This window comes from Chitinophagaceae bacterium (genome assembly GCA_016713085.1).
Taxonomy (GTDB): Bacteria; Bacteroidota; Bacteroidia; order Chitinophagales; family Chitinophagaceae; genus Lacibacter.
The window spans coordinates 1,500,949-1,518,236 of the sequence record JADJPV010000002.1; the positions used below are offsets into that span (position 1 = coordinate 1,500,949).

General features: G+C 38.8%; 18 protein-coding genes, 2 tRNA genes and 4 pseudogenes. 11 read left to right on the plus strand and 13 right to left on the minus strand.

Going from position 1 to position 17,288, the window contains the following annotated elements; translation table 11 throughout:
- Window positions 1-151: 151 nt before the first annotated feature.
- The 3 genes and pseudogenes from IPK31_19440 to IPK31_19450 all read left to right on the plus strand — a co-directional run bounded on the left by IPK31_19440 (window position 152) and on the right by IPK31_19450 (window position 3,694).
- Window positions 152-2,063, plus strand: a pseudogene (locus IPK31_19440) (cytochrome C peroxidase).
- A 5-nt stretch (window positions 2,064-2,068) separates the two neighbouring features.
- Window positions 2,069-2,431, plus strand: coding sequence for a hypothetical protein (locus tag IPK31_19445; protein MBK8089915.1), 363 nt, complete (start codon window positions 2,069-2,071; stop codon window positions 2,429-2,431).
- Window positions 2,432-3,319: 888 nt separating this feature from the next.
- Window positions 3,320-3,694 carry a pentapeptide repeat-containing protein gene (locus IPK31_19450; protein MBK8089916.1) on the plus strand — a complete coding sequence of 125 codons (375 nt, stop codon included), beginning with the start codon at window positions 3,320-3,322 and terminating at the stop codon, window positions 3,692-3,694.
- Window positions 3,695-3,896: 202 nt separating this feature from the next.
- Here IPK31_19450 and IPK31_19455 read toward each other — a convergent pair whose 3' ends face one another.
- A complete protein-coding gene (locus IPK31_19455) occupies window positions 3,897-4,238 on the minus strand; it encodes a DUF1851 domain-containing protein (GenBank protein ID MBK8089917.1) in 342 nt (113 codons plus the stop codon).
- Window positions 4,239-4,744: 506 nt separating this feature from the next.
- Window positions 4,745-5,708: pseudogene (locus IPK31_19460) on the minus strand (helix-turn-helix domain-containing protein).
- A gap of 309 nt (window positions 5,709-6,017) precedes the next feature.
- Between IPK31_19460 and IPK31_19465 the strand changes: the two are divergent.
- The 6 genes and pseudogenes from IPK31_19465 to IPK31_19490 all read left to right on the plus strand — a co-directional run bounded on the left by IPK31_19465 (window position 6,018) and on the right by IPK31_19490 (window position 9,143).
- Window positions 6,018-6,554, plus strand: coding sequence for an SRPBCC family protein (locus tag IPK31_19465; protein MBK8089918.1), 537 nt, complete (start codon window positions 6,018-6,020; stop codon window positions 6,552-6,554).
- 30 nt (window positions 6,555-6,584) lie between these two features.
- Window positions 6,585-6,974 (plus strand): annotated as a pseudogene (locus IPK31_19470) (DUF1801 domain-containing protein).
- A 26-nt stretch (window positions 6,975-7,000) separates the two neighbouring features.
- The gene (locus IPK31_19475; protein ID MBK8089919.1) at window positions 7,001-7,468 is read left to right on the plus strand and encodes a VOC family protein; all 468 of its coding nucleotides are present in this window, start codon (window positions 7,001-7,003) and stop codon (window positions 7,466-7,468) included.
- 21 nt (window positions 7,469-7,489) lie between these two features.
- On the plus strand, window positions 7,490-8,260 hold the full coding sequence (locus tag IPK31_19480) for a DNA alkylation repair protein (protein ID MBK8089920.1): 771 nt from the start codon (window positions 7,490-7,492) through the stop codon (window positions 8,258-8,260).
- Between the two features lie 37 nt (window positions 8,261-8,297).
- Window positions 8,298-8,738 (plus strand): SRPBCC domain-containing protein, encoded by a 441-nt coding sequence (locus IPK31_19485; protein ID MBK8089921.1) that lies wholly within the window; start codon window positions 8,298-8,300, stop codon window positions 8,736-8,738.
- Window positions 8,739-8,933: 195 nt separating this feature from the next.
- Complete coding sequence (locus tag IPK31_19490) at window positions 8,934-9,143, plus strand: hypothetical protein (protein MBK8089922.1); 210 nt, start codon at window positions 8,934-8,936, stop codon at window positions 9,141-9,143.
- A 108-nt stretch (window positions 9,144-9,251) separates the two neighbouring features.
- Here IPK31_19490 and IPK31_19495 read toward each other — a convergent pair.
- The 4 genes from IPK31_19495 to IPK31_19510 form a co-directional block, all read right to left on the minus strand.
- Window positions 9,252-9,325 (minus strand) — tRNA-Glu (locus IPK31_19495).
- Window positions 9,318-9,569: a GIY-YIG nuclease family protein gene (locus IPK31_19500; protein ID MBK8089923.1), complete on the minus strand. Its 252-nt coding sequence runs from the start codon at window positions 9,567-9,569 to the stop codon at window positions 9,318-9,320. Before IPK31_19500 ends, IPK31_19495 begins: the two co-directional genes overlap by 8 nt.
- Before the next feature lie 36 nt (window positions 9,570-9,605).
- Window positions 9,606-9,680: transfer RNA gene (locus tag IPK31_19505), tRNA-Val, on the minus strand.
- 114 nt (window positions 9,681-9,794) lie between these two features.
- The gene (locus tag IPK31_19510) at window positions 9,795-11,807 is read right to left on the minus strand and encodes a hypothetical protein (GenBank protein ID MBK8089924.1); all 2,013 of its coding nucleotides are present in this window, start codon (window positions 11,805-11,807) and stop codon (window positions 9,795-9,797) included.
- 110 nt (window positions 11,808-11,917) lie between these two features.
- Between IPK31_19510 and IPK31_19515 the strand changes: the two genes are divergently transcribed.
- Entirely contained in the window at window positions 11,918-12,211 is a 294-nt protein-coding gene (locus IPK31_19515; protein ID MBK8089925.1) for an ATP-dependent Clp protease adaptor ClpS, read from the plus strand.
- Between the two features lie 34 nt (window positions 12,212-12,245).
- Window positions 12,246-12,893 (plus strand): leucyl/phenylalanyl-tRNA--protein transferase, encoded by a 648-nt coding sequence (locus tag IPK31_19520; protein MBK8089926.1) that lies wholly within the window; start codon window positions 12,246-12,248, stop codon window positions 12,891-12,893.
- Window positions 12,894-12,942: 49 nt separating this feature from the next.
- Here IPK31_19520 and IPK31_19525 read toward each other — a convergent pair whose 3' ends face one another.
- From IPK31_19525 to IPK31_19555, 7 genes and pseudogenes are all read right to left on the minus strand, one after another.
- A complete protein-coding gene (locus IPK31_19525; GenBank protein ID MBK8089927.1) occupies window positions 12,943-13,857 on the minus strand; it encodes a DUF4349 domain-containing protein in 915 nt (304 codons plus the stop codon).
- An 83-nt stretch (window positions 13,858-13,940) separates the two neighbouring features.
- The gene (locus tag IPK31_19530; GenBank protein ID MBK8089928.1) at window positions 13,941-14,201 is read right to left on the minus strand and encodes a hypothetical protein; all 261 of its coding nucleotides are present in this window, start codon (window positions 14,199-14,201) and stop codon (window positions 13,941-13,943) included.
- Window positions 14,176-14,367, minus strand: a complete 192-nt coding sequence (locus tag IPK31_19535) for a hypothetical protein (GenBank protein ID MBK8089929.1) — start codon at window positions 14,365-14,367, stop codon at window positions 14,176-14,178. The genes IPK31_19530 and IPK31_19535 overlap by 26 nt, the downstream gene beginning before the upstream one ends.
- Window positions 14,368-14,714: 347 nt before the next feature.
- A pseudogene (locus IPK31_19540) lies at window positions 14,715-15,121 on the minus strand (EVE domain-containing protein).
- Window positions 15,122-15,229: 108 nt separating this feature from the next.
- Entirely contained in the window at window positions 15,230-15,949 is a 720-nt protein-coding gene (locus tag IPK31_19545; GenBank protein ID MBK8089930.1) for a (Fe-S)-binding protein, read from the minus strand.
- Between the two features lie 103 nt (window positions 15,950-16,052).
- Window positions 16,053-16,559, minus strand: a complete 507-nt coding sequence (gene ribH / locus IPK31_19550; protein ID MBK8089931.1) for a 6,7-dimethyl-8-ribityllumazine synthase — start codon at window positions 16,557-16,559, stop codon at window positions 16,053-16,055.
- 27 nt (window positions 16,560-16,586) lie between these two features.
- Window positions 16,587-17,276, minus strand: coding sequence for a tetratricopeptide repeat protein (locus tag IPK31_19555; protein ID MBK8089932.1), 690 nt, complete (start codon window positions 17,274-17,276; stop codon window positions 16,587-16,589).
- Between the last annotated feature and the right edge of the window lie 12 nt (window positions 17,277-17,288).

Below are 17,288 nucleotides of genomic sequence, written 5' to 3' on the forward strand. Positions count from 1 at the left end.
AATGGTTCGTAAAACACGAACCATTGCCGTTTTATGACCTTTTCCGTACAATAAAATGTTGATTTTCCGGTTTATCTTTGACCAAACATTCATCTGCTGAAAAGACCGGTGCCGTAAAAGCACAGCACCCGGATAACCAGTTAAAATGCCCATGAAAAAAACTGTACTGTTATTCATCCTTCTTGCATTCATTTCTGTTTTTGCGTTTCGGAGCAATCCTGTTTCCACCTACCGTTCTGTTTATAACCAAAAACTGAATCTGTTTTCTGATGAACAGCAAAAACTGTACAGCCTTATTGCAAAAAATGATCTGTCCGATTCTTCTGCACATCAGCAAATTCTTACAGGAATTGAAACTGCCAGCAGAAAATTAAAAGCGATTGACTTCTGGCTGCGTTACCTTGATCCTACCATTTACAGAAGCATCAACGGGCCCTTACCTGTTGAATGGGAAACAGAGGTATTTGAAAAATATGAACAGCCGCATAAACGTGAAGGTGCCGGACTTATTAATGCAGAGAATTATTTAAACAGCGATGATGTTCAAAAAGATTCTTTGCTGTCGCTGATACAGCTTTCAATCAAAGCAGAAGAAACATTCAGGGCAGACTCAACAACAGTCAATCTCAACACACATAACAGCTTCTATTTATGCAACAGACTTTACCTGTTAAATCTTGCTTCTCTCTATACTACCGGATTTGAGTGCCCCGATAAAGAACGGATCATTCCCGAATTGCAAAACATGCTGCAGGATGTAACTGAAATTTACTCTGCTTACAATGAAACTTTCATTGCCTTTCCTCTTACAGAAAATTATCTCAGCCTGTACAGCAAAGCCATAACATTTGTACAGAACCAGGAAAAAGATTTTACAAAGTTTGATCATTTTACATTTATCAGGGACTATGTCAATCCACTGTTTGCATTAAACCAGCAGTTGATAATACAGTATCATGTATACACAAAAAGCTATGTTGATTTTACCCTGAACAATTCAACCCTTTCAATTTTTGACAAATCATTGTTCTTTGCTCAAAGCACAAAAGGAATTTACAGAAGAATTAATGACCCGCAGGTATTGGCAGAAATCGACAGCATTGGCAAACTTCTGTTTTACGATCCCATTCTTTCAGGTAACAATCAACGCAGTTGTGTTTCCTGCCATAAGTCAACAGAATTTTTTACTGATACTGCCATCAGCACAGCTATACAGTTTAATCATGAAGAACGGTTAACCAGGAACACCCCCACTCTGCTTAATTCAATCTATTACCACCTGCTGCATCTCGATGGAAAAGTTCTTACCCTGCAGGAACAGGCACATACAGTTATCACCAATCCAATTGAACTGGGAAGTAAAGAAGAAGTACTGAAAAAATACTGAGCTGTAACACCTATAAAAAGACTTTTAAAAAATTGCTCAGCTACACGCCACAGGAAACGGAGATTACGTTTGAACATATTGCATCAGCTCTTACAATGTATTACGGAAAATTCAGCGAATATTACTCCCCTTTTGATGAAGCCTTTAATAACAGGCAGAAATTAAATGATGACATCATTAGCGGATTTAATTTATACATGAGCAAGGCCCAGTGTGCAACCTGTCATTTTGTTCCAACATTCAGTGGTATGAAACCGCCTTATGTTGAAAATGAATTTGAAGTAATTGGTGTTCCTGCTGATGTTAATTTTAAAGCGTTGAGCACAGACAAAGGAAGGTTTGAAAAAAATCCAGCACCTGAAACAATGAATGCATTCAGAACCCCTACTTTAAGAAATACGGGGAATACAAAACCTTATATGCACAATGGTGTTTTTAAAACGCTGGAAGAAGTAGTTGATTTTTATGAAGGCGGCGGCGGTGCAGGTCATAAGCTCACTGTTCCCAATCAAACACTGGCAGCTGATTCCTGCATCTCACAGCTGTTGAAAAAAGTCAGTTACTTGCTTTCATGAAATCGCTCACTGAAAAAGTTATCTTTGACCATCCGCCGCAAAGCTTACCTGTTTCTGCAAACAGGGAATTAAATAAACGAAAAGTTGGCGGAGAGTATTAATAACAATGAAATACAAACTCGCCATACTGTTTAGTTTCTTTGCAATAGCCTGTGCCACACAGAAAAAAGTTGAATACGATTTACCCATTGGCATGAGCCCTTCAGTGATCCCGAATTTTCTTGAACGGTATAACAAAGGGAAGGCATTATACAAAATCATCTGCGCTGATTGTCATAACAAAAAAACAAACGGAAAAACAGTTGTACCCGATTTCACCCCTGCGCAACTGGATACTTACAAACGGAATTTCAGGCAAACGAATAAAGAACATACTGAAAAGCTTACTGAAAAATCCATGTCAGAAAATGAGCTGGATTTTATTATTTACTATCTCACTTATAAGAAAAAGAATCTTCCTGCTAAATAACTTTCTGCTTTTCTGCCTTCGTCAGGTCTTACTTTATCGCCGGTATCCTTACCTACCGATAAAGCATTGAACAAACTTACTTGCTATTTTTCCCTTTATTGCTCTTACAGAAAAAACACGCCGCCGTCGTTGCCTCGCATGAACAACGACATTTCTTTTACCTATCTTAGTGTTTCCTTCAAGATTGTGAGACGTTTTATATTTTACATAGCAACATTTTTAAGTGTTACATTTAATATTAAATGTAACACTTCGGTTCATGCAGATAAAATCGCTGAACAAACGGCTCTAAACCTCGCAAACAATATTGACGGCAATTCATTAACCCTCTTAAAGGAATACAGTTACGGACGAAGAGGAGACCATGACTTTTGGCAAAGGCTTTCAGCAGATACTATACTTTATTCATGTACTTATAAAGTAAATCATGATAGCATTGCTCTGACTGTTTATTTACCGTTGAATTTCGTTAATGATTTTGTATCATCTTTTTCTTTGACACATCAAGATATCACCAATACACTTTTTTCAACGAAACGACACAATAATAAGAATTCTGCAGGTTGACAACCTTGGACAAGATCATATAAATGACACTTCGCTTTTAACAAAAGATTTATTCCCAAACAAAGACCCTTTTTTAAAATTCGCTGAGTTAACTGCCTTAAAAGATAAATTTGATTTTATTGGAACTTCTTACAGAAGTGACATCGGCGACTTCGTTATTTTTTGGATTACGCCTCAATATAAGTTGACTTACCTGCCTGATACATTAAACATGAACCCAAAGTTTAAGAAAAATTGGTTAGACGAGTTTTCAAACGGGAAGAAGATAAAAGAGCATTGGAGTCTACTTAAAGTTTACGAGTAGATTATTAACCTTTAGTTATGACAAAAATTGAATTCTATAAAGCATACGAAGACGGTGAAAGATATTTTACCAGCTTAGACTTTGAATACTTAGACGGATTTACCAACAAAGATTTTTCTAATATTATTTTTGAGAATTGTTTTTTATATCTTGATTTCCGAGGAAGTGACTTAACAAATGCACAATTCCTCAATTGCAACATTAAGAAAATTGATTTAAGAAACACCAATCTAACAGGCGCACTGATAAAAAATTGCTTAACAGAATCAGCAATGTTTAAAGATGCGATCGTAAAAGATTTTAAATTTATCGGCAACTATTATTACGGGTTAACCATTGGTCAAAAAGAATTTGATGAAAAGCTAATTAACCAGGGAGAATTCAGGGAATAGTATTTTTTATTTTACTGGCCTTGCAGAAAAACCTTCGGTATGCATTGTGTTCGTATTTGCAACGATAATTCTTTTAGCTATCTTAGTTTTACTAGTTGCTAAAAACACTCACGCCATGGTTCGTGTCTCACGAACCAATTTTAAGCAACAACTTCCGGTTCGTGAGTCACGAACCGGGGCGTTGAGGCCTGCGCCAGATGGGTTATTTTTCAACTTTGATTTTTACTTTAGTTCCGTCAGGCAAATCTTTTATATGCTCGCATATCTGACCACTGAATGCAAAATGAACACGCATGTCGGTAGGTTCAATATTTTCAATAGAATATTCACCACCAATAACTGGTAATTTTTTATAGCTATAAATTTCGTTATCCTTTAAAACCTTTCCTGCAATTAATAATTTTTCGATAAGTGAAGGAAGAAACCAATTATCAGTCTTTTCTTCGTCGTCCAAGAATTGTTGATACTGTTGCAGATCTTCAGCAACCTTAGTTAAGTCGCCACTATCAGTTTGAAGCCAGTAAATAGCATTGTCATGACCCAATAAAAAATATCTCCTAAACATGAAATGGTCACTATAGCTTGCATTTCAGTCAAACGCCATTGCCAACAGGATAAAATGTCTGCAACGTCAACATTGACTATGTCCTTAGTTAATTGTTGAAGAGTAAATGTCATAAAGTAGCCTACAATACGCTAATTTATGATATACGATGCAGTCCTCAAAAGAAAAAGGACATGAAAATCAATCAATTGAAATTACAACCTTAAAAAAACTTTTCGAGTTTGTGAATATACGAACGGTGCATTTGGAAATATAATGCCACTGTTGAATAAATCGTTCAGACCGATTGGGTGCCGACCGGTTTTCCTGCTGCTATGAAATATGGAACTTACAAGAGTGCGATACTTCGACTAAGCTCAGTATAAACTGCCACGCAGAAAAAGATGCTATGAAAACGGAACTGTGAAACGAGCGTGGCAACAGTTGATGCCATGAAAAACAAGAGCAGACAACATAAATTTTTTCTTATCGGTTAATGAACGAACCTACTTTATCTGAAACTTCTCCCTGTAATCAGTCGGCGTCATTCCCACAATCTTGCGGAATACTTTGCGGAATGCTTTGGGATCGTTGTAACCTGTATGTGCAATTACCTCCGTCATCTGCTGGCTGGTTTGCTCCAGTAATTTTTTCGATGCTTCAATGCGGGTTTGCTGCAGGTATTCAATGGGTGCAATACCTGTTGCCTGTTTAAACCTGCGCACTAAATTTCTCCTGCTCGAAGGAATGTCTTTGATGACTGCTTCAATGGTTTCAATTTCATGATAACCTGTTTCAATTTTCTGCTGCACAAGTGCCACCAGTTCATCGTTATGCTGGTGCGATGGACGGAAGGTGCTGAAATAAGATTGATTATGCCTGTCCATATCAATGGCAAAGATTTTGGCAATGCGTACAGCCATATCTTTTCCGCAATGCTTCTGTACAAGATGCAGTAACAAATGAAAAGAAGAAGTGGAACCACCGCTGGTATAAAGCCGGCCGTCCTGTGTTACCGTTTTATCAACTCTCAACTTTACTTCAGGAAAAGCGGCGGCAAATCCGCTGCCTGCATCCACATGCGTGGTGGCCACTTTTCCATCGAGCAATTTCGTGGCAGCAAATAAAAATGCACCGCTGCACAAACTGGCAATTTCTGCTCCAGCCTGGTACTGCTTTATTAACCATGGAATAAATCCTGCACTTTTTTGGACAGCCAATTGAATATTTTCTGTTGAGAAAGAAGGAATCAATATCAGCTCCGGTTTTACTTCTTCCATGAATAGGTTTTGTTTCATAGCCATGAAAAGTAACAGGCTCTGCACCCGGCAGTGAAAACAGCGTGATGTTGTATTGACCCGGAAGCCCCTTCTCCTTCTGAATTTTATTCACGGCTTCAAACACATCAAGAATAGCAGCAATACTCAGCAACCGGTATTCATGAACAATGATGATTCCAACCTCTATCATATCTGACTTATTTAAACTGTAAGATAAAAAATTATTTGTCGCAAATGCCCCCAATATTGACGTTAGAAGCACCCGGATTTCCTCAGGTATAGAATTAACTTTACTGTGAAACAATCACCTTTCAACCAGCGATCATGAAGCCAATAATATACCGGACTAAACATCGGGCTGTGCCGCCCTTTTTTAAGCAGTTTCTTTCCGCTGATCAGGCTGCCCCAATTATTCATCCTTTATTTCCATTCAGCAGAAAAAGAACAGTAAAAAATTAATACTTTACTATCAGCCATTTATCAGCAAAAACTATTTAACATGAAAATTCTCAGCTACATCTTATTCCTTATTGTTGGCATTATTGCACTTATTCTTTTGATTGCCCTCTTTGTAAAAAAAGAGTTTAGGCTGGAAAAACAGGTCATCATTCAAAAACCAAAACAGGAAGTGTTTGATTACCTGAAAATGATCAGGAACCAGGAACATTACAGTGTATGGGTAATGAGAGATCCAAAGATCAATATTGTGTACACAGGCACTGATGGCACAGTTGGTTTTATCTCTTCCTGGTCAAGTGATGATAAGAATGTGGGAGTTGGTGCGCAGGAAATTATGGAACTGAAAGAAGGAGAAAGTATGAAAGTGGAAATCCGTTTTAAAAAACCATTTGAAGGAACGAATTATGCAACCACCACTGTAAGTGCGGTTGATGGCGGTAACACAAAAGTATCAACAGTGTTCACCGGCAAATCAAAATATCCCATGAATATTATGAACCCGTTCATGAACAAATTAGTGGGGAAAGATATGGAGCAGAACTTCGAAAACCTGAAAGCGAATCTTGAAAAAAAATAAACAGATTGCTGAACATATAAACCGAATAAAATGGCAATGAATAAAACAGCACCTGTAAATGTGGATGCATATATTAAACAGTTTCCTCCTGAAGTGCAGGCAATGCTGCAGAAACTCCGTGCTGCCATTAAAGCCGCTGCGCCAAAGGCAGAGGAAGTGATCAGCTACCAGATGCCCGCTTATACTTATAATGGTATGCTGGTATATTTTGCAGCGTATAAAAATCATATTGGCTTCTACCCCACCGGTTCAGGAATTTAAGCCTTTAAAAAAGAGCTGTCTGTTTATAAAGGATCGAAGGGTGCAGTTCAGTTTCCGCTTGATAAATCACTTCCTCTTGCACTCATTAAACAGATCGTAAAATTCAGGGTACAAATGAATCTTGAAAAAGAACAGCTGAAAAAAACAAAGAAAGTTTAACCGCTTTAAAGTAAAAACAATTCTTAATCGTCTTAAATAATAATACATGCAAAAAGATCACTCCTTTCTTATGGTTCGACGGTAATGCGGAAGAAGCCGTTGATTTCTATATCTCTGTTTTTAAAGATGGTAAAAAAACAGGCGCAGCGCCGGGGCCGGGAGGCAAGCCATTAACAGTAGTCTTTCAAATCAATGGGCAGGATTTTATTGCATTAAATGGTGGCCCGATGTTTAAATTCACAGAAGCCATTTCGTTTGTGGTGAGTTGTGAAACACAGGAGGAAATTGATGAGCTCTGGGGAAAGCTTACAGCCAATGGCGGACTGGAAAGTATGTGCGGCTGGTTAAAAGATAAGTATGGTTTATCCTGGCAAATTGTACCACCTGTACTTGGAAAATTATTGAGTGATAAAGATTCTGTAAAAGCAGGACGGGTAATGCAGGCTATGCTGAAAATGAAAAAAATTATTATCGCTGATTTAGAGAATGCTTAAGAGCACTAACATCTGTAACCAATGCCAACCGTTAAAACAGCGAAAACAGTCAGTAAAACATCAGTTGATGTTACTGCAAAGCAATTTGTTGAACGGTTAACAAAGATGCAATCGGCAACTGAACTGAAAAAGATACAGCGCTATTTTAAATCGGGTGAAGGTGAGTATGGGGAAGGCGATCAGTTTATAGGTGTGAAAATGGGCAGCCTTTTTGCATTGGCAAAAGAGTTTAGTGAAATGTCCATCAGGGAGATTGAAAAATTACTGGAGAGTCCCATTCATGAAGTTAGAGCAGGTGCAGTGAGTATTATGGACAAGGCATCACGCAGTAAAAAAATAACGGAGAGCAGAAGAAAAGAATTTTATACACTGTACATGAAACGCCACGACAGGATCAACAACTGGGACCTGGTTGATTTGGGATGTTTGCATATGACAGGCAGTTATTTGTTTGATAAGCCACGCAAAGTTCTTTACAAGCTGGCAAGTTCAAAAAATATGTGGGAACGGAGAACAGCGATCCTCAGCACCTGTTATTTCATCAGGCAGGGCGAAACAGATGATACGTTTAAGATTGCTGAGATGCTGTTGAAAGACAAAGAAGATTTAGTGCATAAGGGAACTGGATGGATGCTGCGTTTTGCAGGTGATAAAGACAGGAAAAAACTGCTGGAATTTTTAGATAAGTATTCAGCCTCGATGCCCCGCACTTTACTTCGTTACTCCATTGAAAAATTAGATAAAAAACAAAGGGAGTATTATTTAAACAAAAAGAAAGAAGGTCAGAAGTAAAAGCCTGGCTGATTATTCATTTATAAACCTTACACAAATGGAAAAGCTTCGTTTCTCAACCAGCATTAATGCCCCAAAAGAAAAAGTGTGGAATGTTCTTTGGGATGAAAACAGTTACAGAAAATGGACCAGTGCATTTACAGAAGGTTCTCATGCTGTAACTGATAACTGGAAAGAAGGAACCAAGGTTTTATTTCTTGATCCGAAAGGACAGGGTATGGTGAGCATGGTGGCAGTAAATAAGCCAAATGAATTTATGTCGTTCAAGCATTTGGGTGAAGTAATGAATGGAATTGAAGACACAACCAGTGAAAGAGTAAAAGTATGGTCGGGTTCAGAAGAAAATTATACACTGAAAGAAGCCGGCAATAAAACAGAGTTACATATTGATATGGATATCACCGAAGAATTTAAAGATATGTTTGAAAACATCTGGCCAAAAGCACTGGAAAATGTAAAACAACTGGCAGAACAATAGTTGTTTAACTGTTTTAAAGTACAGTAAACCAATCATCATTAAAGAATACATCATGCCAACCAAAATATTTGTTAATCTGCCGGGAAAGGATCTGAGAAATACAATAGATTTTTCACCCCTGAAATTTTATACTTGGACGAACCAAAACTTCCACAGTCATAAAATTATTATCTCATGAGTAAAAAAATCAACAGTATGATTGAGGTATTCAAAACAAATGTAGTTGATCGTACACAGGCTGAGCGGATGCTGGCCCTGCTTGTCACGCACTTCAATGAAAGCAGGATTAATTTTGACATGCATGATTGTGATAAAATACTGAGAGTGGAAGCCAGTCATATCATCCCTGAAAAAGTTATTGAAGTCATGAATAATCATGGATATCAATGCATGGTGCTGGAATAAGAGAAATTACCAAAAAGGCCAGTCCTTTTATATTGGCACTTTGTTCAGAAAAATTACAGAAGCAGATATAAAAAGAAAGACCCCGATTTTATCGGGGTCTTTTCTGTGGGAGCACACGGGCTCGAACCGCGGACCCTCCCGATTGAAAATCGGGATGCTCTAAACAAAGTGAGTTTATCCTTCATTAGCAATAAGTTCTTCAATAAGTTTTCTACTTTTCCATTTTTTTACATCCCGTTCTCTTTTGTAAGCCTCACTCTTTGTTAAATAGATTTTGGTATAAGCAATAACCCAATCGCCGATACCACCTGTAAATCCTTTGTGATTGGAATTATGCTTACGAAGTCGTTCCTCCATCTGATCACCGGTATGACCAATGTAGTATTTGTTGGCAGAAGCAGAGAATAAAATATAGAAACTGTACATAAACAAAAAAGCTTCGGAAAATTTCCGAAGCTATTGTGGGAGCACACGGGCTCGAACCGCGGACCCTCTGCTTGTAAGGCAGATGCTCTGAACCAACTGAGCTATGCTCCCTTTTTGGGAGGGCAAAGATAAGGGTATGATCGTTTTCGGAAAAACTTTTTTTCAGACTTTTCCAGATATTTTTTTGAAGAGAAATCAACCTGTACATTCTTATAACCGCATTGATTATACTCCTGCATTTTTCGGTGGCCGTACAAAATCTGCAGGCCTCTTTTTCATATATCTCCATAATATCCCTAAGAACTCAGGATATTCTTTCAGCCTGATTCCTCTTGATTTTACGGCCACATAAAATGCAAAACCAAAGCTTACGAAGAAATTGAGGAAACCGATCAATGCAACTCCGAGAAGAATGATTGATAAAAAACGGTAATCAACCAAGCCTTCCATTCCAAAAAAGCCGATGGCTGTATTACCTGCGGAGATAGTAATATGACGGATATCGAAAGGGATTCCAAATGTTTTTCCGAAAAAAGATGCCATTCCAAGGAAAAAACCAAGTGATATGCTGCCTGCAACAGAACCGAGCCTGTTTTCAACCATATCAATCAACCAGCGCATTTGCCTTTTCCCAAGGTTATGATGCAGGAAAGGATGTAACCTGATGCGTTGCGGCAACTGTGCATACACCACATAATTCTCCACCCAGCCTGCAATCAATCCACTCAAGAACAAAAAGAAGCCGGTAAAACAGGCATACAATAAAGCAAGGCTTTTAAACGGATGCTGTGCATTTAATAATCCAAGAGCTTCTGCGCCTGTTGCGATCTTCGCTCCGGTTGCTTCAAAAAACAACATCGCCAGTAAATAGGTCAATGGAAAAACCACGAGAAGATTACCTGCGAATGAAGCTATCTGACTCCTGGAGACCTGCGCTATGGTTGTGGCGAGGCTATTCAGATCGGGCCTGCCCTGCAGTTTATTACTGTCTAATGAACTGGCAACTGCTGAAGCCGTAAATGCCGGTTGTTTTGTGGCAAGTGTTGAACCGGTTGACTGAATCAATAAAAATCCAATACTGTAATTGGTACTGTATAATACACCATGCCAGAAAGGTGCAACAACAACTTTACCCAGAAGATTCTTAGTAATAGCAATGAATGAAATAATAAAACCCCCACCCAATGCGCTTAAAAAAAGTAAATAAAACTCCTTCTTTGTTTTTGTAATAAAGCTGTCGCCACGCTTGCCACCATGCTCAGATATCTGGTAAGCCAATAATCCAAAATTCTGCGAAAGGAATTCACCCAAACTGTTTTTCCTGTTCTGGTTCCTTATAACAGTTATGAAGTAATGAATAAACCGTTTTGTGTTGAAGTGGTTATCGTTATCAAGCGCATCAATGATCATGAAGATACGTTCCACATGCTGCTCCATGCGTGTCAGCAAAAATGTTTCTGCAAGACTTGTACCCACTTCTTTGCGCTGATCTTTGATCCATTTAATACTCTGTAAACAATTGTGCAATGCTTCAGCAATACCTTCCAGAATCTTCTTCTGTTCATGATAGGTTTTCTGCTTTTTCTCAATGAGCAGGTTTACCAAACGGTTCTGTTCCAAAAAAGGGAAAGTGGCATCGTTCACTTTTTCATACTGCCGGGTTACTTCTTTTTCCAAACCCATCATCGACAGGCGGTACGACAATACCTGCATTGATTGTGACAGCTGATTGATCAGCTGCGGCTCTGAAAGATTCACTTCTATACCAATCATTTCAAAAAACCTGACCCACAAATCTTCATCAATATTCTCCATCCACACATAATCATCTTTTTTGTAAAAGATCTGCTCAACCACAAACAAAAAATCTGTTGGCTTCAATAATGCAGGGAGAAACTTATGTTTCACTTTTGAAATCAGTTCCTGTATAAATCCTCTTGAGCTGATGAGTCCGCTTTCAGTTAATGCGGTTGTAATATCACTGTTGACGAATTGAGAAAGCAGTGACCGGCGGAGTGAAAACAGCAGCGACTTATCATCCTGCAACTGGAACAGCAAAGCTTTGAACTTGAGTTCTGCTTCTTCTGTTTTATTTACATTGGCAGGTCTTATTTTCTGAAAAAGCTCAACAAGAAAATCAAGTCCACGATTGGTGGAATTGATGGACAGGACGATTGCCTTCCCATCGGGAGGGTTCTTATCAGTGTCTTTCTTTCTGTTAAGCAGTCGAAATTTCATGAAATTGTTGGCTAAGTTGATTGTTAGACAAAATTTGGGCCTTAATTGTTGCTTGAAGGTTACGAATGAATTATTTTTTCTGGCCGCCGTTTTTTAAATTTGCACTGAGCATGATCAAATTCTCCACACATACCAAAGAACTGATTGAAACAGATGTACTCACAGATGTTGAAAATCCCTGTCACTTAATCATGTGGAATGATGAGGTAAATACCTTTGAATGGGTGATAGAAACACTGGTTGATGTATGCGGACATTCACCCGAACAGGCTGAACAATGTGCCTGGTTTATTCATACAAAAGGCAAGTATGCTGTTAAGAATGGTTCTTATGATGATTTGAAACCTTTATGCGATGCAATTACAGACAGGGGCATTGGCGCAACAGTTGAAGTGGTTGCCTGATTTTTTTCTTCCCTACATTCCCGTTATTTTACACATGTCTTTACAGGTATTAACAGATAAGCTTTGGTTTCCCCCAGTTGAACAATCTGCAGCAGATGGTTTGCTGGCAATTGGTGGCGATCTGAGTACTGAACGTTTGTTACTTGCCTACCGCAGTGGTATATTTCCATGGTATAATGATGATGAACCACCACTCTGGTGGAGTCCCGATCCACGGTTTGTAATATTTCCTGAAGAATTATATGTTAGTAAAAGTATGCAGCAACTGTTCACTCGAAGATCGTTTAAGATTACCATGAACAAAGCTTTTACAGAAGTGATCCGTAACTGCGGCAGACAAAAACGTAGAGGACAAAACGGAACATGGATCACTGCTGAAATTGAAGATGCCTATACTCAACTGCACAAACTCGGTTATGCAGTAAGTGTGGAAGCATGGAAGGATAACAACCTGGTTGGTGGTTTATATGGCATCCGCATGGGCAAGCTTTTCTTTGGTGAAAGCATGTTTGCGAAAGTGAGTAATGCCAGCAAGTATGCATTCATTGCATTTGTGCAGCATTTACAAAAGGAAGGCGTTGTATTAATCGACTGCCAGGTTTACACTGAACATTTGGAAAGTTTGGGCGCAAGAATGATTGACAGAAATGAGTTTATTGAACTGGTGAAAGAAAATCTTTAACACAGGAGTAACCCCGGCTTACTTACCGGGGTCACTTTTTTATGAATGCTTATCCCTGTGTTGTGTTTTTCTTTTTCAGTGAAATTCGTTTGATCAGAAATACAGCAAGTACAATTCCAATCAGCAGTGGCCAGATATAAACGATGCCTACCAACACATCACCCAAACCATTCCATCCGCTTGCAAATGCTTCTTTTGTTTTTGTCCAGAAGCCGGCATGATCAGCATCTTTTGCAGAAGCATTCACCACCTGGTAAAAAGTAAGGTTGATGATGCTCATTGCTGATGCATTGGACAGGTAGTTAATTCTTCCTGCAGCACTTTCAATTTCTTCCTGTATTTCATTGATCTCATTCTGCACCTGCAGAATCTCTTCCATATTTTTTGCCTGCTTCAACAGATCAAGATAACGCAGTCGAACCTGCTTCTTTGCTTCCAGTCTTGATTTTGTATCTACATACTGTGTTGTTACATCTTCAGAACTGATTTTCTTTTCATTGATCTTACCGTCACCTCTTGTAAGAAAATCCACTGCCGATTGAAACTGATCAACCGGAACTTTAATGGTAATTATATTTTCAATTTTGTATTCGGTTTCAGTTTGCTGTTCATCTGCAATATATCCAGCGAATTGATTGGCGGCTGAATGAACCAGCTGATTGAATTTTTGATAGTCTTTTACTTCAACATTCAGCGCTGCTGTCTTGATGATCTTCCTGTTCCAGTCGGGTTTGCTTGCTGGTGATTGAGAAGGATTTGGTGATTGCTTTGTTTGTTCCGGTTCTCCAGGCTGAGGAGGTGAAAAGGAAGCTGCCGTATCTGCAACAGCCGTTTGCTCTTTCTGCTCTTCCTGCTTTGTATCAGGTGCAGCAAATGCTACAGCTTCTGTTTTGTATTTCAAAGATTCAGAACGGCCGCATGCTAAAAATAAAAAGGCGATGAAGATGAAATGAATGTATCTCATAAATTATTTTTTATACAGATGCAGGAAATTTTGATTTACATAAAATTGTCCGGCCAATGTTTTCATCAGCCGGACTTAACAGTTTACTTCTTTTTCTTAAAGTGCACTACTGCACTATCGGCACTCATTAAACTTAATTGTTCAGGTGTAAACGTAAGTACCTGCATTACTTCCTGATCAGTTAATGAATCGCCTTCAATGATAACTAGCCGGGTACTGTCTTTCCATTCATACTTCCCTTTCTGTGGTGTAATACTATCATTGAGCAGTTGTGTAATGTCCCCTTCAGCAGTAAATCGAAACGTATACTTTGTAAGATTAGAATCGAGCGACAGCAGCAGCAAACCAATGCTGTTGCTGTCTTTTAAGTAATCGAATCAATTTTCCATTCGCCGAGAATTGCTTTTGATAAGAACTTACTGAGGTGGTAGCAGGTTTCTTTGTTTGAAAATAATACACAGCTCCGCCAGCGGCTGCCAGTAAAATGACAGCCAAAATGATTTTTTTCATTTTGAAATGTTTTTTAATTGATGAGGAATAAAGAAAATCAAGATGCAGTAGCAGCGGAGGAATTGCTGAATTCATTGCCGGCAAAACAAATCATTCAACTGCTGATGTATCCTGCGAGAAGAACAGATTCTTTTGCAACAGAATCTGACATTGATACCTGTTAACAATAAAAAGTAACCTTTCGGAATTGTTAAAGAAAGCTAAGAGTACAAAGGAAGGAAAGAGTTAAAAGAGAATCGATGTTTTTATCAATAAAAATATTTCAAGCTTTATAAATAGATGATCAATAAAAAAGAGTTGAGTTTACACTCAACTCTTTTCTCTTTTCACTCTTTTGAACTCTTAGCTCACTCCCCTGCCAGCTCAAGCACAATCTTCCATTCTTCATCTGTTACCTTTCCCACACTCAAACGGCCGAGGCGCAATAGATCCATATTTGCTAAACGCTTGTCTGCTTTCATTTCTACAAGTGTTACAGGTTTCTTTAGTTTACGGACTGGTTTCAGATCAACCACTACCCAAGCCTCTTCATCTGTTGTAGGGTCCTGGTAAGCTTCTTTGGCAACTTTTGCAATGCCCACAATTTCCAATCCCTCATTACTATGATAAAAAAATACTTCATCTCCTTTCTTCATATCACGGAGATTATTGCGTGCAGCATAATTGCGTACACCATCCCAGGTGGTTTGTTTGTCTTTACAAACTGCTCCCAGCTGTATTTAAACGGTTCTGATTTTACTAACCAATGAGCCATAAGGAAGAAATTAGGAATTAAAAATAAAGAATGAAGAATAAAAAAGTTGGACGAACCGCCACTTTTTCATTTGTTATTTTTCATTTCACATTTTTCATTTTGAATGCACTACCATCCATTCGCCAGCACATCTGCAAGATGCATGGTTTTAAGATTGTGGCCTTTCTGTTTAATATATCCATCAAGGTGCATCAAACAGCTGAGATCGGTAGAGATCATATACTCAGCACCTGTGGCAAGTGCATTGTTTACTTTCTGATCGGCCATGGCAGCAGAGATGGTATCAAACTTAACAGCAAAGGTTCCACCAAAGCCACAGCAGGTTTCATTATCATTCATTTCCACCAGCTCCAGTCCTTTTACATGACTTAATAATTTGCGTGGACCAGCTTTGATCCTGCATTCACGCAATGCAGCACAGCTGTCGTGGTAAGTTGCTTTCCCTTCCAGTTTTGCACCAACATCTCCAACCTTCAGCACATCCGTTAAAAACTCACTGAATTCAAACAGTCGTTTCTGCATTCCTTTTACTTCATTATGCACAGAGGAATTGTCAAAGATTTTACTGTAATAGTTTCGCACAAATCCGGAACAGGAAGCACTGGGTGCAACAATATAATCTGTTCCGGCAAAATCTTTCATGAACTTTCCTGCCACATCCTTGCATTCATCCTGGAAGCCTGCATTATAAGCCGGTTGTCCGCAACAGGTTTGATTGGTATTGTAGGAAACTGTACAGCCAAACTTTTCCAGCACCTTCACCATATTAAAAGCAGTTTCCGGATAAAGCTGATCAACAAAGCAGGGAATAAATATTTGAACATTCATATGAATAAAGGAGATAAGGTGTAAATGTTATAATGCCGGAATGAAAGTAAGACGGGAAGAAAAACAAAAGACATTCCTGCTTTCTTTTTCCGGGCGAAGCAAGTTATTTCTTTAAAGATAAGTTCAATACAATCATCTTCAGTGCAGTCATAGCAGCTTCTTCACCTTTATGGCCATGTATGCCACCAATGCGTTCTTCAGCCTGCTGCGGATTATCCACTGTCAATACACCAAAGATCACAGGCACATCAATCAGCATGTTCAATTGTGTTACACCATCCACAACTGCTTTGCATACATATTCAAAATGCGGTGTACCACCTCTTACCACGCAACCAAGAGTAATAAAAGCATGCGGACGGGTATTGATGTGTCTTGATTTATTTTCCCAATACGTTTTTACAGCAAAAGGAATTTCTACGGCACCGGGTACTGTAACAGTTACAACTTCTTTTACGCCAAACTCTTCCAATACCTTTCGGCTGCCTCTTTCCAGTTCATCCACAATGGCCGCATTCCATTCGGTACGTACCAGCACAACACAGGCACCCGAAAAATCATGAGTGCCTGCAGTTAACTGATATAAATTACTATTGCTAACCTCTGCCATAAAACAATTGGTTAAGCGATTGTTTAATTAATCATTGTTCACAACTCCCAAACGGGCAAGATATTTATCCGCCTGTCCGCCTGTTTGTGTCTTGGGATATTTTTCCTTCAGAATTTTCAGCAAATCAGCTGCTTTATCTTTTTTGCCGGCTACTTCAAAAGCCATAGCTGCACGGAATAAGTTTTCAGATGAAGTGTATTCATCTTTCTCATTCAGCTTACCTGCTTTTTCATAATACTCAGCACCTTTCTCTTTCTTATCAGTACTCATATATGCATCGCCCAGCATGCGCCATGCTGCACTCTGAATCTGGGTAGCATCTGTTGAAAAATCTTCGAGCTGTGTTATAGCGTTCTTGTAATCCAGTTTACGCAGGTAAATAGAACCGGCATAGTAATGAGCAAGATTTGCAGCAGTTGTTCCGCTGTAGGTCTTGATAATTTTTAAGAACCCAGCCGAAGCACCATCACCATTCAATGCCAGATCAAGTGAATCTTTTGCAAAGTAGGCTTCTGCCTGTGTCATGGCTTCTGTTGCTTTCAGTTCTTTCGGGCCACTGAAGAAATTCTTGTAAACTAAATAACCTCCTGCCAGCAAAATCACTAAACCACCGATATATGTAACGGGCTTTGAAAATTTACCCCAGAAATCTTTGGCTTTCTTAATGGCATGCACTTCGTTTAACTCTTCCGCTGTTGTTTTTTTAATTTCAGACATTTTATATTCTCG